Origin of the sequence: Nostoc sp., from assembly GCF_036917395.1 — a bacterium.
Taxonomy (GTDB): Bacteria; Cyanobacteriota; Cyanobacteriia; order Cyanobacteriales; family Nostocaceae; genus Nostoc.
In genome coordinates this window covers 172,224-186,722 of record NZ_JBALDI010000002.1, presented here as the reverse complement: position 1 = coordinate 186,722, position 14,499 = coordinate 172,224, and the positions used below count along the sequence as shown (strand labels likewise).

Sequence of the window (14,499 nt, the reverse complement as noted above, 5' to 3'; positions counted from 1 at the left end):
GATGATAACGATCGCCAAGGTTTCATCTCTTAAGAAATGTGTCTCTTGTAGTGAATCTAAAGCGTAGAGACTGCATCTAGGGTTTCCCCAACTAGAGCAACTGGCGTTGGGCACTGCACATAACCTAAAAATAAGGGTTTGAGCGCACGGTAGGCAGTGCCCACCCGACAAAAATTGCTTAAAAATTTAGGGATTGTGACACTAAGTTAGTTTTATTACCCATAATAAAAAGAGTAACTCTTGAGCAATTTCTTGGTGTACTCTACTAGAGAATCATAACTATATTCTTGAATATGACTACGCAAACACTATCTGTACCAAAAGTTTATCAAGGTCAGTTTGGGGAATTTACAATTACTCAGAGCGATCGCACTGGTGTAATTATTTATCGGGCTGGGTTATTAGTAGCAGCACTGAGCTTTGCCATAGGCAGTGCTTTAGTTTTGCTCAACAATAACCCGACTGTTTTTACCGCACTTACACCTCTATATGCTTGTTTTAGTCTCGCTCTTGGTGTAAGTTTATTTACCATTCATATTTACATGGCATCATTGCACCGAATGTTGCAAATTTTTTGGGCGATCGGTAGTATAGCATCAGTGATTCTGGCAATCTCTAGTAGTGAACCTTTGGCTCTCACTATTTACAATCAGCCTGTTACCTTATTTGGAGTTGGTTTTATCTTCGTTGCTTTGACAGGTATTTATTTTAAAGAGGCTTTTTGCTTCAATCGCCTGGAAACCAAAGTATTAACCCTAACAGTACCGCTACTGTTGTTAGGACATTTGGTGGGAATTCTACCAACTCAGGGGGAAAATGTTTTATTAGGAATTTGGGCGACGTTGTTTTTGGTGTTTGCGCTGCGAAAGACAGTGCAAGCAATTCCTGCTGATATTGGAGATAAGTCTGTATTTACTTACTTGAAAGAACAACGTTTAGCTAAGGTTTAATGCAGACAAAAAATCGTCGGCGTCAAAAATTTCCAAAAATCAAACTAATAAAACGCCAAGAAATGTGGATACTTACGGCTCAGGGGTGGGCGATTGCAATCGCTTTGATTGCTTATTTAATATTTTTCACTATTACTCATGTACACTCATTTCTCGCCGTGACTTCCCCTATGAAATCAGCAGAAGTATTAGTCGTTGAAGGATGGCTGCCTGATTACGCAATAGAAGAAGCTTTGACTGAATTTAAAACCGGTTCTTATCATCTAGTAATTACCACAGGAGGCACAATAGAAAAAGGAAATTATCTTAGTGAATACAAGAACTTTGCAGAAGTGTCAGCCGCCACCTTCAAGAAACTCGGTTTAGAATCAGACAAGGTGGTAGCTGTTCCGACACCTGTGGTAATTAAGGATCGCAGTTATGCATCTGCTGTCGAATTTAAGCGCTGGCTATCCAATTCAAATTTACAGCTACAATCAATTAATATTTTTTCCTTAGATGTTCACACCCGTAGGAGTTGGTTGTTGTTCAAAAAACTACTTACCCCTAATATTAAAGTTGGTGCGATTGCTGCCAAAACACAAGATTATGATCCAAATGAATGGTGGGGTTATAGCCAAGGCGTGCGGACAATTCTTGATGAAGGGATCGCTTATATTTATGCGCGGTTTTTGAATTGGAAAGCCTAAAACTGATAATTAGTAATTCGTAATTTTTAATTTTTATTTACGAATTACGAATTACTAATTATGTTGAATAAAACGTAACTTTGGTGGAGTGATTTTAGATGGGCAATTTGACGGACATCATATTACTTACCAAGAATTTGTAATAATGCTTGTCGATAAATTTTTAGACCCTCTGCATTCAGATGGTCACCATCGCTCGTCAAATTCTCTTTAAGAACATTATTTTCATACAATGGTGCTAGTCCTGCTGCTGCAACTGGCACTTTTTCTGTTTCAGAAACTTGATTAATTAGAACATTAATTTGTTCAACTCTAGAAAGTGGGGCTGCTACAGTTGGATCTAAGCTTGCTGCAACTGTTGAATAAAAAGCTGGAATCAGAAAAATCTCTTTAGTTTCCATTGTGCGGATAAGTGCGATCGCCTCTTGCAGATTTTTGCTAAATAATTGATCACTAATTCCATACCAAGCATCATTTCCACCTATGGCAATAATTGCTTTTTCGCATTTAAGTTTGGTAGGAATTAAACTTTTCAGTTGTTCCAGTAATGAAATTGTACTCAGACCATTTAACCCAAAATTAAAAGTACCATTCCCAAGGGTATTACCAAGTTCAGCCGAAATAGAATCACCGAATAAGCAACCTGAGAACTGTTTACCTTGAGCAGCAAGTATCTGATATTGCAGTGCAATTTGCCCTAAGGGTGAAGAACTTACATTGTCCTTTGGTGGTGCATCAGCAGAACCAGAAGATGCATTTGCCATGCTGACTAGCTTGGAAATTTTTGACACGTCAAAGACTAGTTGATTACTGGGATAGGCTTCTAGAAAGCTGGTTATTCCTAAACCTTCTGGTGATTTTGCTCCTAAGATAATAGCAGCTCGTAGGGCTTGTATACTGCCTTGATCACGACGGGCGATCGGGGAGCGTATCGGAAAGACAGTCGCTTGGGAAGCAAAAGATAAAATTTGCTTGCCTATTCCTGTATTTATCAGCTTATCTAAAGCCGCAATATCAAGAGACATTTTCACCTGAAGAGCATCTTGGAACTTCTGTTTATCCTTAGCGCTGAGGTAACCTAAGAAAGATTGCAAATCGCCAGAAACCTTTTGCGTCTCGGCATACTTGCGTATATCTGCCACTGGGAGCGATTGCTCAAACAATCCGTACCTGGCAACAATCTTTTCAGCGGCCAAACTCGGCAACAAACCAAAGCCACTATGCAGCAGTAAAAATATTAAGCACCCGGATAGGCATATTAAAAGACGATAGAAATATTTCATTACAGAAGATAGTGGAATAGTCAACAGTTAATAGTCAATGGTCAAGAGTCAAGAGTCAAGAGCCAAGAGTCAATATTTAATAGTTAAAGGCTGAACTTCCACCCTTAAAGGCTGAACTTTCACCCTCAAAGGCTCAACTTCCATGTTTTAAGAAACTTCCCCATCTCCCCCACTCCCTTTTTATATCAACAGCTAAACCTAATTTGGGAATACTCAATCAAGTAGGCGTGAGGATAGAACCGTGGTAGAAGAAGGTGCATATTGGCTAGCTTGGACGCAAATTTCTGGAATTGGCCCGGTATTACTGCGGCGGCTGCAACAGCATTTTGGCACGTTGGGAACAGCTTGGAACGCTACCAAGGTACAGTTAGGAGAGGTAGAGGGTTTTGGTTTTCAAACACTAGAAAAAGTAGTACAACAGCGATCGCGTTTGCACCCAGAACAACTATTCACCAAGCACCAGCAGGAAAATTCCCATTTCTGGACACCAGCAGATGCAGATTATCCCCGCTTACTGCTGGAAACTCCAAGTCCACCGCCGATTTTATACTATCGCGGTGAAGTCGAACTCCAAGAAAATCTTGGACAAAAACCGATGGTTGGAATTGTCGGAACACGCCAACCCTCAGAATACGGCATTCGTTGGACTCGCCAAATTAGTACAGCTTTGGCTAAAAATGGCTTTACAGTTGTTTCTGGTATGGCAGAGGGAATTGACACAGAAAGCCACATCGCCGCCATGAAAGCAGGTGGACGCACGATCGCAGTTTTGGGAACTGGTGTAGATGTCATCTATCCACATAAAAATCGCGATTTGTATAAGCAAATTTTGACGGCTGGGTTAGTCGTTAGTGAGTACCCCACGAAAACCCCACCCGATCGCACGCACTTTCCCCGCCGCAACCGAATTATTGCAGGTTTAAGCCGCGCTATCCTGGTAATGGAAGCCCCGTTAAAATCTGGTGCTTTAATAACAGCTACCTACGCAAATGAATTTGGTAGAGATGTCTATGCACTGCCTGGGAGACTGGATGATCATCCATCCCAAGGGTGTTTAAAGTTACTGAGTCAGGGAGCAACTTTCATTCTTAAGGAACTAGATGAACTGTTAACAATGCTAGGAGCAATACCACAAATTGATGGAGTCAAGGCTTCCACAGCACCAGAACAGTTAATGCCAACTTTGTCGCCAGAATTGCAAACGGTAATGGATGCACTTGCTAGTGATGCTTTACCCTTCGATTTTATTATCCAACAAACCGGCATGGCTGCTGGCTCTGTTTCCGGTGCTTTGTTAGAGTTGGAACTTATGGGTTTAGTTTCGCAGCTACCAGGAATGCGGTATCAAAAAAGTTAAGAGTTAAAAGAGAACAGTATAGTTGAGTTTTTTAACTTTGTTTTTAGCAATTTTATCCTGAGATTTATAGGAATATAAAAATCAATACGCTTGGCTTAAGGCTTAAGTCTTTATCAAAGTCAATTTTTAACGAACCGCAATCGCGCAGCGTCTCGTTAGAGAAGGACGCATTCGCGTAGCGTCTCGTAGAGAAGGACGCAAAGGAAGAGAAGGAAGAGAAGAAAGAAATGCTTAACTGAACTGTATTGATATAAAAATACAGTTTTTATATCAATACAAACTACTTAAAAGTATGAATTAATGGGCTTTTAATACAAAGTAGAAAATATAGGTAAATCTGTTATTTTGCACATAGATTGTTTCGAGTGGCTAAGTCGAATACCAGAAAATAGCATTCATGCACTAGTTACAGATCCACCTTACGGCGTGGGGGATTTTACGAAAGAAAGAGGAATAAAACCATTTTTAATTATGAATTATGAATTATCTTTGGGGATAATATTGCGGATTCATAACTGGAGATTGATAACCATTTGCCGGCATACCTCCCATGCTGTTGGGTACAGGACTCACAATAGGGGGCTGATAAACGCTCATGGGTACAATGCCTGTCGTACCGTTGGGTAAAGCCGGACTCACAACAGAGGGCTGATAACCATTTGCGGGTATAGTGCTTGTGGTACTGTTGGGTGTAACAGCATTTTGGCTAAACTCTTGGTAGGCAGCACTAGAAATTGAGCTAATCAGTTTTTCGGCGCGAGGGTCGTTATTAGGGCGTTGTACCATGACCGCAGCTATGTAGCGCTTGCCAGTTGGCAAAGCAACTAAACCTGTATCTGCTAACATTGTGCCTATATCGCCTGTTTTGTGGTATATTCTCGCGCCTGTTCCCAAACCCGATGGTAGCAGAGTGTCTTTCTGAGTGCGACGCAAGATATCGAGCATGAGATCGCGTGATGGCATACTCACTAAATTTCCCTGACTTACAATCGCCATCAAATTCCCCAATTCCTTCGGACTAGTGGTGTTTGTCCCTTCCAAATCTGGGAGTTGATTATGAATTATTGTGTTTGTCAATCCCCAGTTCCGGAAACGCTGGTTTAAAGCTTCCATCCCTCCCAGTCGGGCAATCAGCATATTTGTCGCTGTGTTGTCGCTAATTGTAATCATTTTAGTGGCGACTTCCAGAGCGGCGGACTGGGTTCCGGCTGGTTTGTATTGCAGATTTCCAGAACCGCCAGCTATCATATCCTGTTGCATGGTCAGCATTTCATCCAGGCGAATTTTCCCCGCGTCCACATCCTGGAAAAAGGCAAGCAAAATCGGCAGTTTAATTGTGCTAGCTGCTGGAAAACTGGCGGAGCCATTGACATCTACATAATTACCAGTATCCAAATCTACCAAGAAAACTCCGGGTGTAAGATTTGGGTTGGTCGCCGCCAAATTTTGCACGGCATTTTTCAGAGGGATAATTTCTTGGGATAAGTATAGGCTCGAACCTGGGGCTGGGGGAGTTTGGGTAGGTTGTGGCTGCGATCGCGCCACATTACTATTAGATTGCGTCGCCGAATTTGTGCCGATGCGATTAGCCGGGTCTAATACTGACAACACTGTGCCAACAATTGCACCCATACCCACACCTACAATTAACAACCGCACAACATACAACATGGTTTTGGCCATTGGCTTTAATCGCGTTTTCCGTGATGATCGCCGACCTCTTTTTGGCTTTTCCATTTGCACTGTTTTGACCATCACAGCACCTGGTCGAAAGGGAGGATTCCCCTTCACACTAGGTATTGGTTTTACTGCTGCTGGCATGACTAACCCCGATTTTACCCTGCGTGTAGCAGTAGGGATTGGGGGAGGACTGCTCTGATCTTTTGGGCGTGTTTGCGCCACTTCTTTGCCAGTAGCACCTTGCTGCTTCTGGCTCTTAACTTTCACTTTCTTCTGTACCACTTTTTGAACCTTTTGTGGACGCTGGCGGCCATTTAAGGGTTGACGCCGCGAGAAAGCTGTTAATTCGTCACTTGAATCTGACACCGTTACTCCTTGTGACCCACTAGGCTTTTTTATTGCAGACTCCTGACCCAAAACTTAATCTTTAAGCAATATTAATACTCAAATTCAACTTTGCCACTAAGTAGCATTTTTGTGTTTATATAAGCCATCTTAATTATTTTGGGAGGATGATTGCGTACATATTAAACGAATAATTACAAGTTTTCACCATCCCTCTGGTTTTTAAGCGCCCATTCTACCTGCTGCAAAATCCCTCGCAGCATGGCTACTTCCCCTGTTTTTAGGTGAGCGCGATTATATAGTTGGCGAAATTTTTCCATGCGACTAGCTGCCGTATGTGGATACACATAACCAATTTTCAATAATAATGATTCTAATTGCTGGTAATATGCTTCCACTATATCTAAGGATGCAAGTTCTGTTTGGGGTAAGGTCTGAGTATCCGGTTGTTCTACGCATTGTGACAATTCATAACAGCAGATTGCTACGGCGGTAGCTAAATTCAGGGCTACATAATTTGGACTTGTAGGAATGCCAACAAACCTTTGTGCATAATTTAATTCTTCATTGCTTAATCCCCGGTCTTCCCTGCCAAAAATCAGGGCTGCGGGTTTTTCTGGTTCCTCCAGTAACCAGGGTAGTGCAGTGCGGGGTTTTTCTAAGGGTATTTCCCAACTCCGAACGCGACCAGTAGTAGCGATCGCCCGTACACATCCGTGCAATGCTTCTGGTAATGTCGCTACTAATACCGCAGATTCTAAAATTTCCTTAGCATGAACAGCCATCTTCAAAGCTTCCACTGATAGCGGATCGCATTGGGGATTTACTAATACTAAATGATGTATTCCGAAATTTTTCATAACTCTGGCGATCGCCCCGACATTTATCGGCCCAGCTGGCTCTACCAACACAATTCTTAATCCAGCCAAGCCCATTTTTTGCCTCCTGCGATCGCACCAGATAATACTTACAGGCTAATTCTCAGCATTGGATGTTCTGCTGAAGAGTTTCCTTTAAATCATTTTAGCTGTGTATCTGATACATGAAATCGACTAAGGTTATAAAGTTGTCATCTACAAAAGATTAAAGTGCGAACTCAATCCTCATGGATTACCCTGTATAAGCCAGTCATCCCCTGATTGCTCGGTTTCGACTGAACAAATCGCACTTCACTTGCGGCGTTGCTATCTCCGTGCAACTCGCATCCTATACTTAATATTTGTGGATGCGAGTTGAAAGAGATTTTTTAGCAATTTAGATAGACAAAACCCAATCGCCTAAAAGTTGGTTTACTCTATCAGGTACTTCATCATGGGGGCAATGACCGGCTGTTAGGAAATGTTCTGTGAGTTTAGGATAATATTGACGAAACTTTTGGGAACGTTCTCTAGCATTCATCCAAGGGTCAGCTTCTCCCCACAACATCAACAGAGGACAAGTTAATTGCTTTAGTAGCACATCAACTTTTTCCCCTTGAGGAGTGCTAAAGACTGACACAAATACTTCCATTGCACCCGAATCGTAAGCAGGGCGAGAAATTTCTTCTACCAACTGGTCTGTAATCGCACTCTTGTCAAGATAAACTTTTTCTAGAGTTTGGCGAATTACCCAACGTTGTCGCACGTATTGAAATAACAGAGATTGGGCTAAAGGTTGTTGAAAAATCCACTTAGTACTGTCACCGAGAAGTTTCTGCAAAGTAGCGGGTTGTTTAGGTGGCTGAATTTCTGATTGTAAAGCTTCAGGCTCAGATTTAGGTTGGCTTTCGCTAAAAGGGCCGGCACTATTGAGTAACACTAAACCAGCCGCACTGTCAGGACGTTGTGCTGCAACACACAAGCTAGCATAGCCACCAAGAGAATTACCCGCTAATACTGCTTTTTGACCAATTACTTCTTTGATAAAATCATGGAGTTGATCGCGCCACAAGTCGCCGCTATACTGCAATTTTGGTTTTGCCGATCGCCCGAATCCCAAAAGGTCGATCGCAAATACTTCAAAATTTTGACACAATCCGGTGATATTCTTGCGCCAGTGGTCTGTGGAAGCACCAAATCCATGTACCAAAAGCAAGGGCGGACGTTGCGATTGTTTTTCTCCCGCACGCACATAGTAAACGTTGTGCCCGCGCCACTGCCAATATTTACCAGGAATTGGGGTTGTAGAGGAGGCTGTAGTTGCCTGCATAATCATAAGAAATGTTAAGTAGCTTCTAATAATTGTAGGCTAGTGGAACAAGAGAGTCGGGGGAGATGAGGTAGAAATAACTAATGACTAAAGAAAGATTAATTACAGGTAAAACTCAACTGCTGGGTGTAATTGGACATCCGGTGGAACATTCGCTATCGCCAATCATGCATAATGCAGCGTTAGCCCAGCTCGTCGTTGGCGAAGCCTCTCGTAGAGAAGACATCGCTCATTTAGGGTTAGATTACGTTTATCTCCCCTTTCCCATAGCACCAGAGAATTTAGAGATAGCGATCGCAGGTTTCGCCGCTATTGGTGTTGTCGGTTTTAATGTGACAATACCTCACAAACAGGCAATCATGCCCCTGCTTTCAGAAATTACACCCCTGGCTCAAACTATCGGCGCAGTGAATACTGTTAGCCGCCAAAATAACAAATGGGTGGGGACAAACACAGATATAGAAGGATTTATCGCTCCTTTGCAGACAACGTATAAGCAGGATTGGAGTCAGAAAGTGGCGGTAATTTTAGGCAATGGTGGCGCAGCCAGGGCAGTTGTAGCAGGTTGTCACCAACTAGGTTTTGCCAAAATTCATGTTGTTGGGCGTAATATGCAGAGATTAGAAGAATTTGCCAAGAGTTGGAGCAATTCACCCATAAGTGAGAATTTACAAGTTGATCAATGGGAGGAACTTTCAAAGCTAATTCCCCAAGCTAATCTGCTGGTAAACACAACCCCCATAGGTATGTATCCCAAGGTTGATGAGTCGCCTTTGAGTGGAGAGGAAATAGCGAATTTACCAACGGGTGCGATCGCTTACGATTTAATATATATCCCTAAACCGACGCAATTTCTAGAGCAAGCTGAAAAACAAGGCGCAATTGCGATCGATGGATTAGAAATGCTAGTTCAACAAGGGGTAGCAGCCTTAAAAATTTGGTTGCAGCAGGAAATACCTGTAGAAGTGATGCGCCAAGCATTACTAAATCACCTGGGTTTAGGGAAATAAGGTATTCCAAAACTAATGCACCAATTCTCTAGTATTTCTGGCTTTCAAGGCAAAGCATTCCCGTACACAGGGTTCATTTTCTTGTACTCATTCCTACAGGGCATTGAAAAGTTGAATGCGATCGCTTAATCTCAGCTTTAGTGCATCCTTAGGGACTTCCAAATAAAAAAATGTCCCAAAACTGACGCAAAAACCCTCTCATTTTTCCTTTCTCTGTGTCGCGCCAGTTGCTTCAAGTCGGGGAACCCGCCCAACGCACTGGCTTCTCTGTGTCTCTGTGGTTCGTTTATTTTGATAATTTATTTCTTGGAAGTCCCTTAAAGTAAGAATACTTATTAAAGTAATATGACTCGACATGATTTAACTATTGCCAACCGGAGCATTGGCAGATAAATTGTACTTCTTTGGAGTCCTTATTACCGCACTTTAATTTATGTTTGCTAAACCAAAAATACTTTTATCATGGCTTGCATTATTACTAAGTTTTGCAAGTTTATTTCTTAGTTCTTGGATTCTTCTTCCGGCTCCAAATATGTTTTTACTCACCTTAGCAGTGGGAGCGCCAGAAATCAGTCCTTGGTTATTGTTATTAAATTTGCTCTCTTTATCACTTGCTTTTTTCTACATTCGTCGCCATAAACTACAGCGTTTAGCTTGCATTTTCAGTTTGATAGGATTGCTAATTTGTGGATGGGTGCTAGTGAATATCCCACTGACTCAAATGCAGATGGATAAAGCAATGAAACAAGGATTAGGAGCAAATTATCTAGAGCAAATTCCAGTCCAAGTAAGGGCTAAGATGCAAACCCATCCCTTTAACTTAGTTAATTCCTTCAGGGGTATTGCATTAGGTAAAACGCGTCATAAAACAGATATTCTCTTTGCTTCTCCTGCGGGAGTGCCTTTAAAAATGGAAGTTTACCAACCTCCAGAGGTAGGGAAATATCCAGCAGTCGTAGTAATTTATGGTGGAGCTTGGCAATATGGCAATCCTCATGCCAATTCTGAGTTTAATCAATATATTGCTAATCGTGGATATACAGTATTTGCGATTGACTATCGACACGCACCTAAATATAGGTTTCCAACTCAGTTAGATGACGTGCGTACAGCCCTAAATTTTATTCGCAAACATGCAGCGGAATATGAAGCCGATCCAGAACGGATGGTACTTTTAGGACGTTCTGCGGGAGCGCACCTAGCAATGCTAGCGGCTTATCAACCAGATGCACCACCTATTCGTGGTGTGGTTAACTATTACGGGCCTGTTAACTTACCTGAAGGATACAAAACACCGCCAGTTCCCGATCCTATCAACACCCGCGCTGTTTTAAAAGCATTTCTCGGTGGTTCTTTAGAAGAATTGCCTAATCAGTATCAAATTGCTTCACCAATAAATTATCTAACACACCCTTTACCGCCAACTTTATTAATTTACGGCAGTCGTGACCATTTGGTAGAAGCGCGATTTGGCAGACAGATGTATGAACGTTTACATAACTCTGGTAATACTGCGGTTTTTTTAGAAATTCCTTGGGCAGAACACGCTTTTGATGCCGTTTTCAACGGTGTGAGCAATCAATTAGCGTTGTATTATACCGAAAGGTTTTTGGCTTGGGCGTTGTTTAAGCAATAATTTCATCAATATATATAGCGGTTCCCATTCAGATACGGTACAACATTATATCGCCAGGTGTAGGGGCACGGCACTGCCGTGCCCCTACGGGTGTACCTTACGTAAATGAGAACCGCTATAGCAGCAGTCAGAGCATAAAAACTCATTCACGAGTATTAAAGACTCATCAACGGAGTTCAAAGGTGGATGAACGAGTATTAAAGGTGGATGAACGGAGTTCAAAGGTGGATGAACGAGTATCAAAGACTCATCAACGGAGTTCAAAGGTGGATGAATGGAGTTCTGAGTCTGATTAATGAGTATCAAAGACTCATTCACGAGTATTAAGGGACTTCCCAATAAAAAAATGTCCCAAAACTGACGCAAAAACCCTCTCATTTCTCCTCTCTCTGTGTCGCGCCAGTTGCTTCAAGTCGGGGAACCCGCCCAACGCACTGGCTTCTCTGTGTCTCTGTGGTAGCCTGCGGCAAGCCGCTGCGCGTCTACGTTTATTTGGATAATTTATTTTTCTTAGAAGTCCTTAAAACTCAGCACGGGCTAAACGCCCCGCTATCCATGTACAGCACTACTTCTGAGGCCAGCGCCAATTATAGCGATTCCATTCGTACATTCCTTGAATTTCATACTCAGCGCCGTTGAAGAAGCGGACGACGCAGTTAGTAGAGGAATCATCGCCGTTGCTAATCTCCTCGACTTTGATCACCATACAGGGAAACCATTCGGGCTTACAAGGGCCATCCTCTTGCACCCATTCCCATAGTGCATTGGAAACTTCAATGCGATCGCCTACTCTTAACTTTAGTGCATCCTCAAAATAAGAATACTTATCAAAATGGTATGACTCAACACGATTCAGCCACTGTAAACCATAGCGTTGCCGGATAAATTGTACTCTTCCAGAATCATTTTCCAGTAACCAGTCGTTGAGTAATTGCACTTTCCAAGTGCGGTTAAGTTGTTCTTCATCCTTAACAAACTGTAAAAATACTTCTAACTCCTCTGGATTTAGTTCGTCTAAGGGATTAGCAATACCTGACGCCCCAGAGGTATTTCCCTGAATTTGCTCGACCACTTGCAGTAATATCTGTTTCTGCGTGTCAGTGAGAGGACAGCTTGCTGCATTACAATCATTAAAGGCTGCGAACATAGCTGCTTCAATCTCATCTGGAGTCATAAGTTAATAGCAATTAAGAGTTTATTTTCCTAATTATTACAAAGGTTAAATTAAAGTCTTCAATCCTGTTGTACTTAAAATCAGGTAAGCTGAGGCTATAAGTTACATATTGTTGGATTAAGTCACGGGGTCTTGTATGCGGTTGCGGTCACTCACGGTTGTTTTTATTTCCTGTCTCATCACCTTTCTATCGTGGGTGATCACTCCCCCTGCTGTAGCGTTGACACAGATTAAATTATTTGATGTTTCTTATAAAGATTGTCCACCAGAACTAGCACAAGGGGCTGTGAGCAGTAGTGGTAGCGCGGCTGCTAATTGCTTTATTGTCATTGGCAAAGCAGAAAATGCTACTAATAAAACAGCTTACGACGCAGATATTTTTGGACGCATCTATGATGCCAACAATGACTCGGTGATGCAAAATCGCACTCGCTTAGGTTCTATTCCTGAAGTTCCACCAGGTATTAGCGATTTTGAATTGAGAATTTCTGTGCCTGCCAATCAGCCTACTCCATTGAAGCTGAAGCAGTTTAAAGCAGCGGGATTTAGCGGTCAAGTCCGGCGTTAAGAGATAAATTAAATCAGTCTAGGCTAGTTAGCCCAGACTGAAAATCTTTTAATTGAACCTTGAGCAAACTGCAAATTCTGCTTTATGTGTAAGCTGGCAGACCACCTATCAAACCACCTACAAATTGAAGCAGTATAATCGCTAACATTGGAGAAAAATCCATACCACCCAATGGGGGAATAATTCGCCGGAACAAATCCAGATAAGGGTCAGTTATCTGGCTCAAAGCAGAAAATGGCTGGTTATACCAGTTAATTGTCGGGAACCAGGTTAATAAAACCCGAATAATTAGCAAAGCAGTATAAATCTGGATGAAAGTAGCCAGAGTGGTAATCAGAAGGTACATGGATTTGTTGGTTTCCTACTAAGTGTCAAACGCGGTCTTATCTTTTAATTTTAATTTAGTCCATGTCATGGTGTTTGCCGATTCCACATTTACCACAGAAGACATTTTCACCACGCCTGAACGAATTTCAGGACTCCTTAGTGAGGGAGCGGTCATTGGTTGCTTCCGGTGAACCACCATTCACACTACCTAGTTGCTTTCGCACTTCATCAATTGTGGCATTTAGCTGGGCAATTTTATCTTCTAGCGATCGCCGGGCCGTTTCTATGCCGATATTCTCATTTTCGGAAGCTTTCATCTGACGCCGCCTAGCTGCTATTTTCCTAGCTTCGGCTTGGCTATCTGTCAGTTCTATGTCCTCCTGTGCTATCAATTGGGGATCGCGTCGAGAAGCAATCAGTGCCCCGATGACACCGCCAAATACACCACCGACAAACGCCCCTGCTACAAAACCACTGCCAAAACCATCTCGCTGACTCATATCTTTACCGCCTTCAACAAAGCTTGCAACTTTATACAGTAGTTATGCTATTTTCCTGCCCTAGCTGCATACTAGCTTAAGTCCCAAAGATGCGATCGCCTGCATCTCCCAATCCTGGTACAATATACCCCTTACTATTAACTGTTTCGTCAATAGTCGCCGTGTAAACTATTAAACCTGGATAAGCTGCACTCAGTTTTTGCAAAGCTGGTGGAGCCGCCACTACACAAACAATCCGTATTAGGGCTGGATCAGCACCTCGTTGTGTCAATTCTGCCATTGCAGCCATTATCGACCCTCCTGTTGCCAACATTGGATCGGTAATTAACACTAGTGTTTCGGGGTGAAATTTTTCTGGTAACTTGTTCAGATAACAATGAGGTTGCAGTGTCTCTTCATCTCGTGCCAAGCCAAGATGGTAAATCGATGCCAAAGGTAGTAAAGTCTGCGCTCCCTCAAGTAATCCTAGTCCAGCCCGCAGAATCGGCACTACCGCCATAGGCACTTGTGGATCAATCACAGTTGCTGGACAAGTATCCAAGGGACTCTGCACCGCTGTTTCTTGAGTCGGCAACCAGTCTCGCACAGCTTCATAAGTTAGCCATCTACCCAACTCAGTCATGGCACTGCGAAATAATACTGAAGGCGTGCCTGCATCACGGGCAACTGCCAGCCAGTGTTTGATCAGGGGATGGGGTGGAACATAAACACGCAATTGTAGCGTCATAGTCAGAATTTGGCACCTTTTTATTATATGAAAACTGAAACACCATAATACTCTTTCCTGTATCCG

14 protein-coding genes are annotated in these 14,499 nt (G+C 42.6%); 6 read left to right on the top strand and 8 right to left on the bottom strand.

Annotated elements, in window-relative coordinates; translation table 11 throughout:
• The first annotated feature begins 293 nt into the window (after positions 1–293).
• Both V7K46_RS01085 and V7K46_RS01080 read left to right on the top strand, forming a co-directional pair.
• On the top strand, positions 294–950 hold the full coding sequence (locus V7K46_RS01085; RefSeq protein ID WP_335110202.1) for a DUF2301 domain-containing membrane protein: 657 nt from the start codon (positions 294–296) through the stop codon (positions 948–950).
• Positions 950–1,639: an ElyC/SanA/YdcF family protein gene (locus V7K46_RS01080; RefSeq protein ID WP_335110200.1), complete on the top strand. Its 690-nt coding sequence runs from the start codon at positions 950–952 to the stop codon at positions 1,637–1,639. Before V7K46_RS01085 ends, V7K46_RS01080 begins: the two co-directional genes overlap by 1 nt.
• A 122-nt stretch (positions 1,640–1,761) precedes the next feature.
• Here the strand turns inward: V7K46_RS01080 and V7K46_RS01075 are convergent, their stop codons facing one another.
• A complete protein-coding gene (locus V7K46_RS01075) occupies positions 1,762–2,922 on the bottom strand; it encodes an alpha/beta hydrolase (protein ID WP_335110302.1) in 1,161 nt (386 codons plus the stop codon).
• Between the two features lie 241 nt (positions 2,923–3,163).
• Between V7K46_RS01075 and dprA the strand changes: the two genes are divergently transcribed.
• The gene (gene dprA / locus V7K46_RS01070; RefSeq protein WP_335110198.1) at positions 3,164–4,279 is read left to right on the top strand and encodes a DNA-processing protein DprA; all 1,116 of its coding nucleotides are present in this window, start codon (positions 3,164–3,166) and stop codon (positions 4,277–4,279) included.
• 483 nt (positions 4,280–4,762) lie between these two features.
• Here the strand turns inward: dprA and V7K46_RS01065 are convergent, their stop codons facing one another.
• From V7K46_RS01065 to V7K46_RS01055, 3 genes are all read right to left on the bottom strand, one after another.
• Positions 4,763–6,325 (bottom strand): serine hydrolase, encoded by a 1,563-nt coding sequence (locus V7K46_RS01065; protein ID WP_335110196.1) that lies wholly within the window; start codon positions 6,323–6,325, stop codon positions 4,763–4,765.
• Between the two features lie 173 nt (positions 6,326–6,498).
• Positions 6,499–7,239 carry an RNA methyltransferase gene (locus V7K46_RS01060; protein WP_335110194.1) on the bottom strand — a complete coding sequence of 247 codons (741 nt, stop codon included), beginning with the start codon at positions 7,237–7,239 and terminating at the stop codon, positions 6,499–6,501.
• Between the two features lie 319 nt (positions 7,240–7,558).
• The gene (locus tag V7K46_RS01055; protein ID WP_335110192.1) at positions 7,559–8,491 is read right to left on the bottom strand and encodes an alpha/beta fold hydrolase; all 933 of its coding nucleotides are present in this window, start codon (positions 8,489–8,491) and stop codon (positions 7,559–7,561) included.
• Positions 8,492–8,574: 83 nt separating this feature from the next.
• Here V7K46_RS01055 and V7K46_RS01050 point away from each other — a divergent pair, with 83 nt between their 5' ends.
• The gene (locus V7K46_RS01050) at positions 8,575–9,501 is read left to right on the top strand and encodes a shikimate dehydrogenase (RefSeq protein ID WP_335110190.1); all 927 of its coding nucleotides are present in this window, start codon (positions 8,575–8,577) and stop codon (positions 9,499–9,501) included.
• Positions 9,502–9,934: 433 nt separating this feature from the next.
• Positions 9,935–11,137, top strand: coding sequence for an alpha/beta hydrolase (locus V7K46_RS01045; RefSeq protein ID WP_335110188.1), 1,203 nt, complete (start codon positions 9,935–9,937; stop codon positions 11,135–11,137).
• Positions 11,138–11,702: 565 nt separating this feature from the next.
• Here the strand turns inward: V7K46_RS01045 and V7K46_RS01040 are convergent.
• Positions 11,703–12,311: a hypothetical protein gene (locus V7K46_RS01040; RefSeq protein ID WP_335110186.1), complete on the bottom strand. Its 609-nt coding sequence runs from the start codon at positions 12,309–12,311 to the stop codon at positions 11,703–11,705.
• A 136-nt stretch (positions 12,312–12,447) separates the two neighbouring features.
• Between V7K46_RS01040 and V7K46_RS01035 the strand changes: the two genes are divergently transcribed.
• On the top strand, positions 12,448–12,879 hold the full coding sequence (locus tag V7K46_RS01035) for a biotin carboxylase (protein WP_335110184.1): 432 nt from the start codon (positions 12,448–12,450) through the stop codon (positions 12,877–12,879).
• Positions 12,880–12,961: 82 nt separating this feature from the next.
• Here the strand turns inward: V7K46_RS01035 and V7K46_RS01030 are convergent, their stop codons facing one another.
• The 3 genes from V7K46_RS01030 to upp all read right to left on the bottom strand — a co-directional run bounded on the left by V7K46_RS01030 (position 12,962) and on the right by upp (position 14,433).
• Positions 12,962–13,225: a YggT family protein gene (locus V7K46_RS01030; RefSeq protein ID WP_335110182.1), complete on the bottom strand. Its 264-nt coding sequence runs from the start codon at positions 13,223–13,225 to the stop codon at positions 12,962–12,964.
• Between the two features lie 127 nt (positions 13,226–13,352).
• The gene (locus V7K46_RS01025) at positions 13,353–13,706 is read right to left on the bottom strand and encodes a hypothetical protein (RefSeq protein ID WP_298906272.1); all 354 of its coding nucleotides are present in this window, start codon (positions 13,704–13,706) and stop codon (positions 13,353–13,355) included.
• Positions 13,707–13,782: 76 nt separating this feature from the next.
• On the bottom strand, positions 13,783–14,433 hold the full coding sequence (gene upp, locus V7K46_RS01020; protein WP_335110178.1) for a uracil phosphoribosyltransferase: 651 nt from the start codon (positions 14,431–14,433) through the stop codon (positions 13,783–13,785).
• Positions 14,434–14,499: the final 66 nt, after the last annotated feature.

Coding starts and splice junctions, on each gene's coding strand:
- V7K46_RS01085 (WP_335110202.1), top strand. CDS start 294: ATGACTACGCAAACACTATCTGTACCAAAAGTTTATCAAGGTCAGTTT.
- V7K46_RS01080 (WP_335110200.1), top strand. CDS start 950: ATGCAGACAAAAAATCGTCGGCGTCAAAAATTTCCAAAAATCAAACTA.
- V7K46_RS01075 (WP_335110302.1), bottom strand. CDS start 2,922: ATGAAATATTTCTATCGTCTTTTAATATGCCTATCCGGGTGCTTAATA.
- V7K46_RS01060 (WP_335110194.1), bottom strand. CDS start 7,239: ATGGGCTTGGCTGGATTAAGAATTGTGTTGGTAGAGCCAGCTGGGCCG.
- V7K46_RS01055 (WP_335110192.1), bottom strand. CDS start 8,491: ATGCAGGCAACTACAGCCTCCTCTACAACCCCAATTCCTGGTAAATAT.
- V7K46_RS01050 (WP_335110190.1), top strand. CDS start 8,575: ATGACTAAAGAAAGATTAATTACAGGTAAAACTCAACTGCTGGGTGTA.
- V7K46_RS01045 (WP_335110188.1), top strand. CDS start 9,935: ATGTTTGCTAAACCAAAAATACTTTTATCATGGCTTGCATTATTACTA.
- V7K46_RS01040 (WP_335110186.1), bottom strand. CDS start 12,311: ATGACTCCAGATGAGATTGAAGCAGCTATGTTCGCAGCCTTTAATGAT.
- V7K46_RS01035 (WP_335110184.1), top strand. CDS start 12,448: ATGCGGTTGCGGTCACTCACGGTTGTTTTTATTTCCTGTCTCATCACC.
- V7K46_RS01030 (WP_335110182.1), bottom strand. CDS start 13,225: ATGTACCTTCTGATTACCACTCTGGCTACTTTCATCCAGATTTATACT.
- V7K46_RS01025 (WP_298906272.1), bottom strand. CDS start 13,706: ATGAGTCAGCGAGATGGTTTTGGCAGTGGTTTTGTAGCAGGGGCGTTT.
- upp (WP_335110178.1), bottom strand. CDS start 14,433: ATGACGCTACAATTGCGTGTTTATGTTCCACCCCATCCCCTGATCAAA.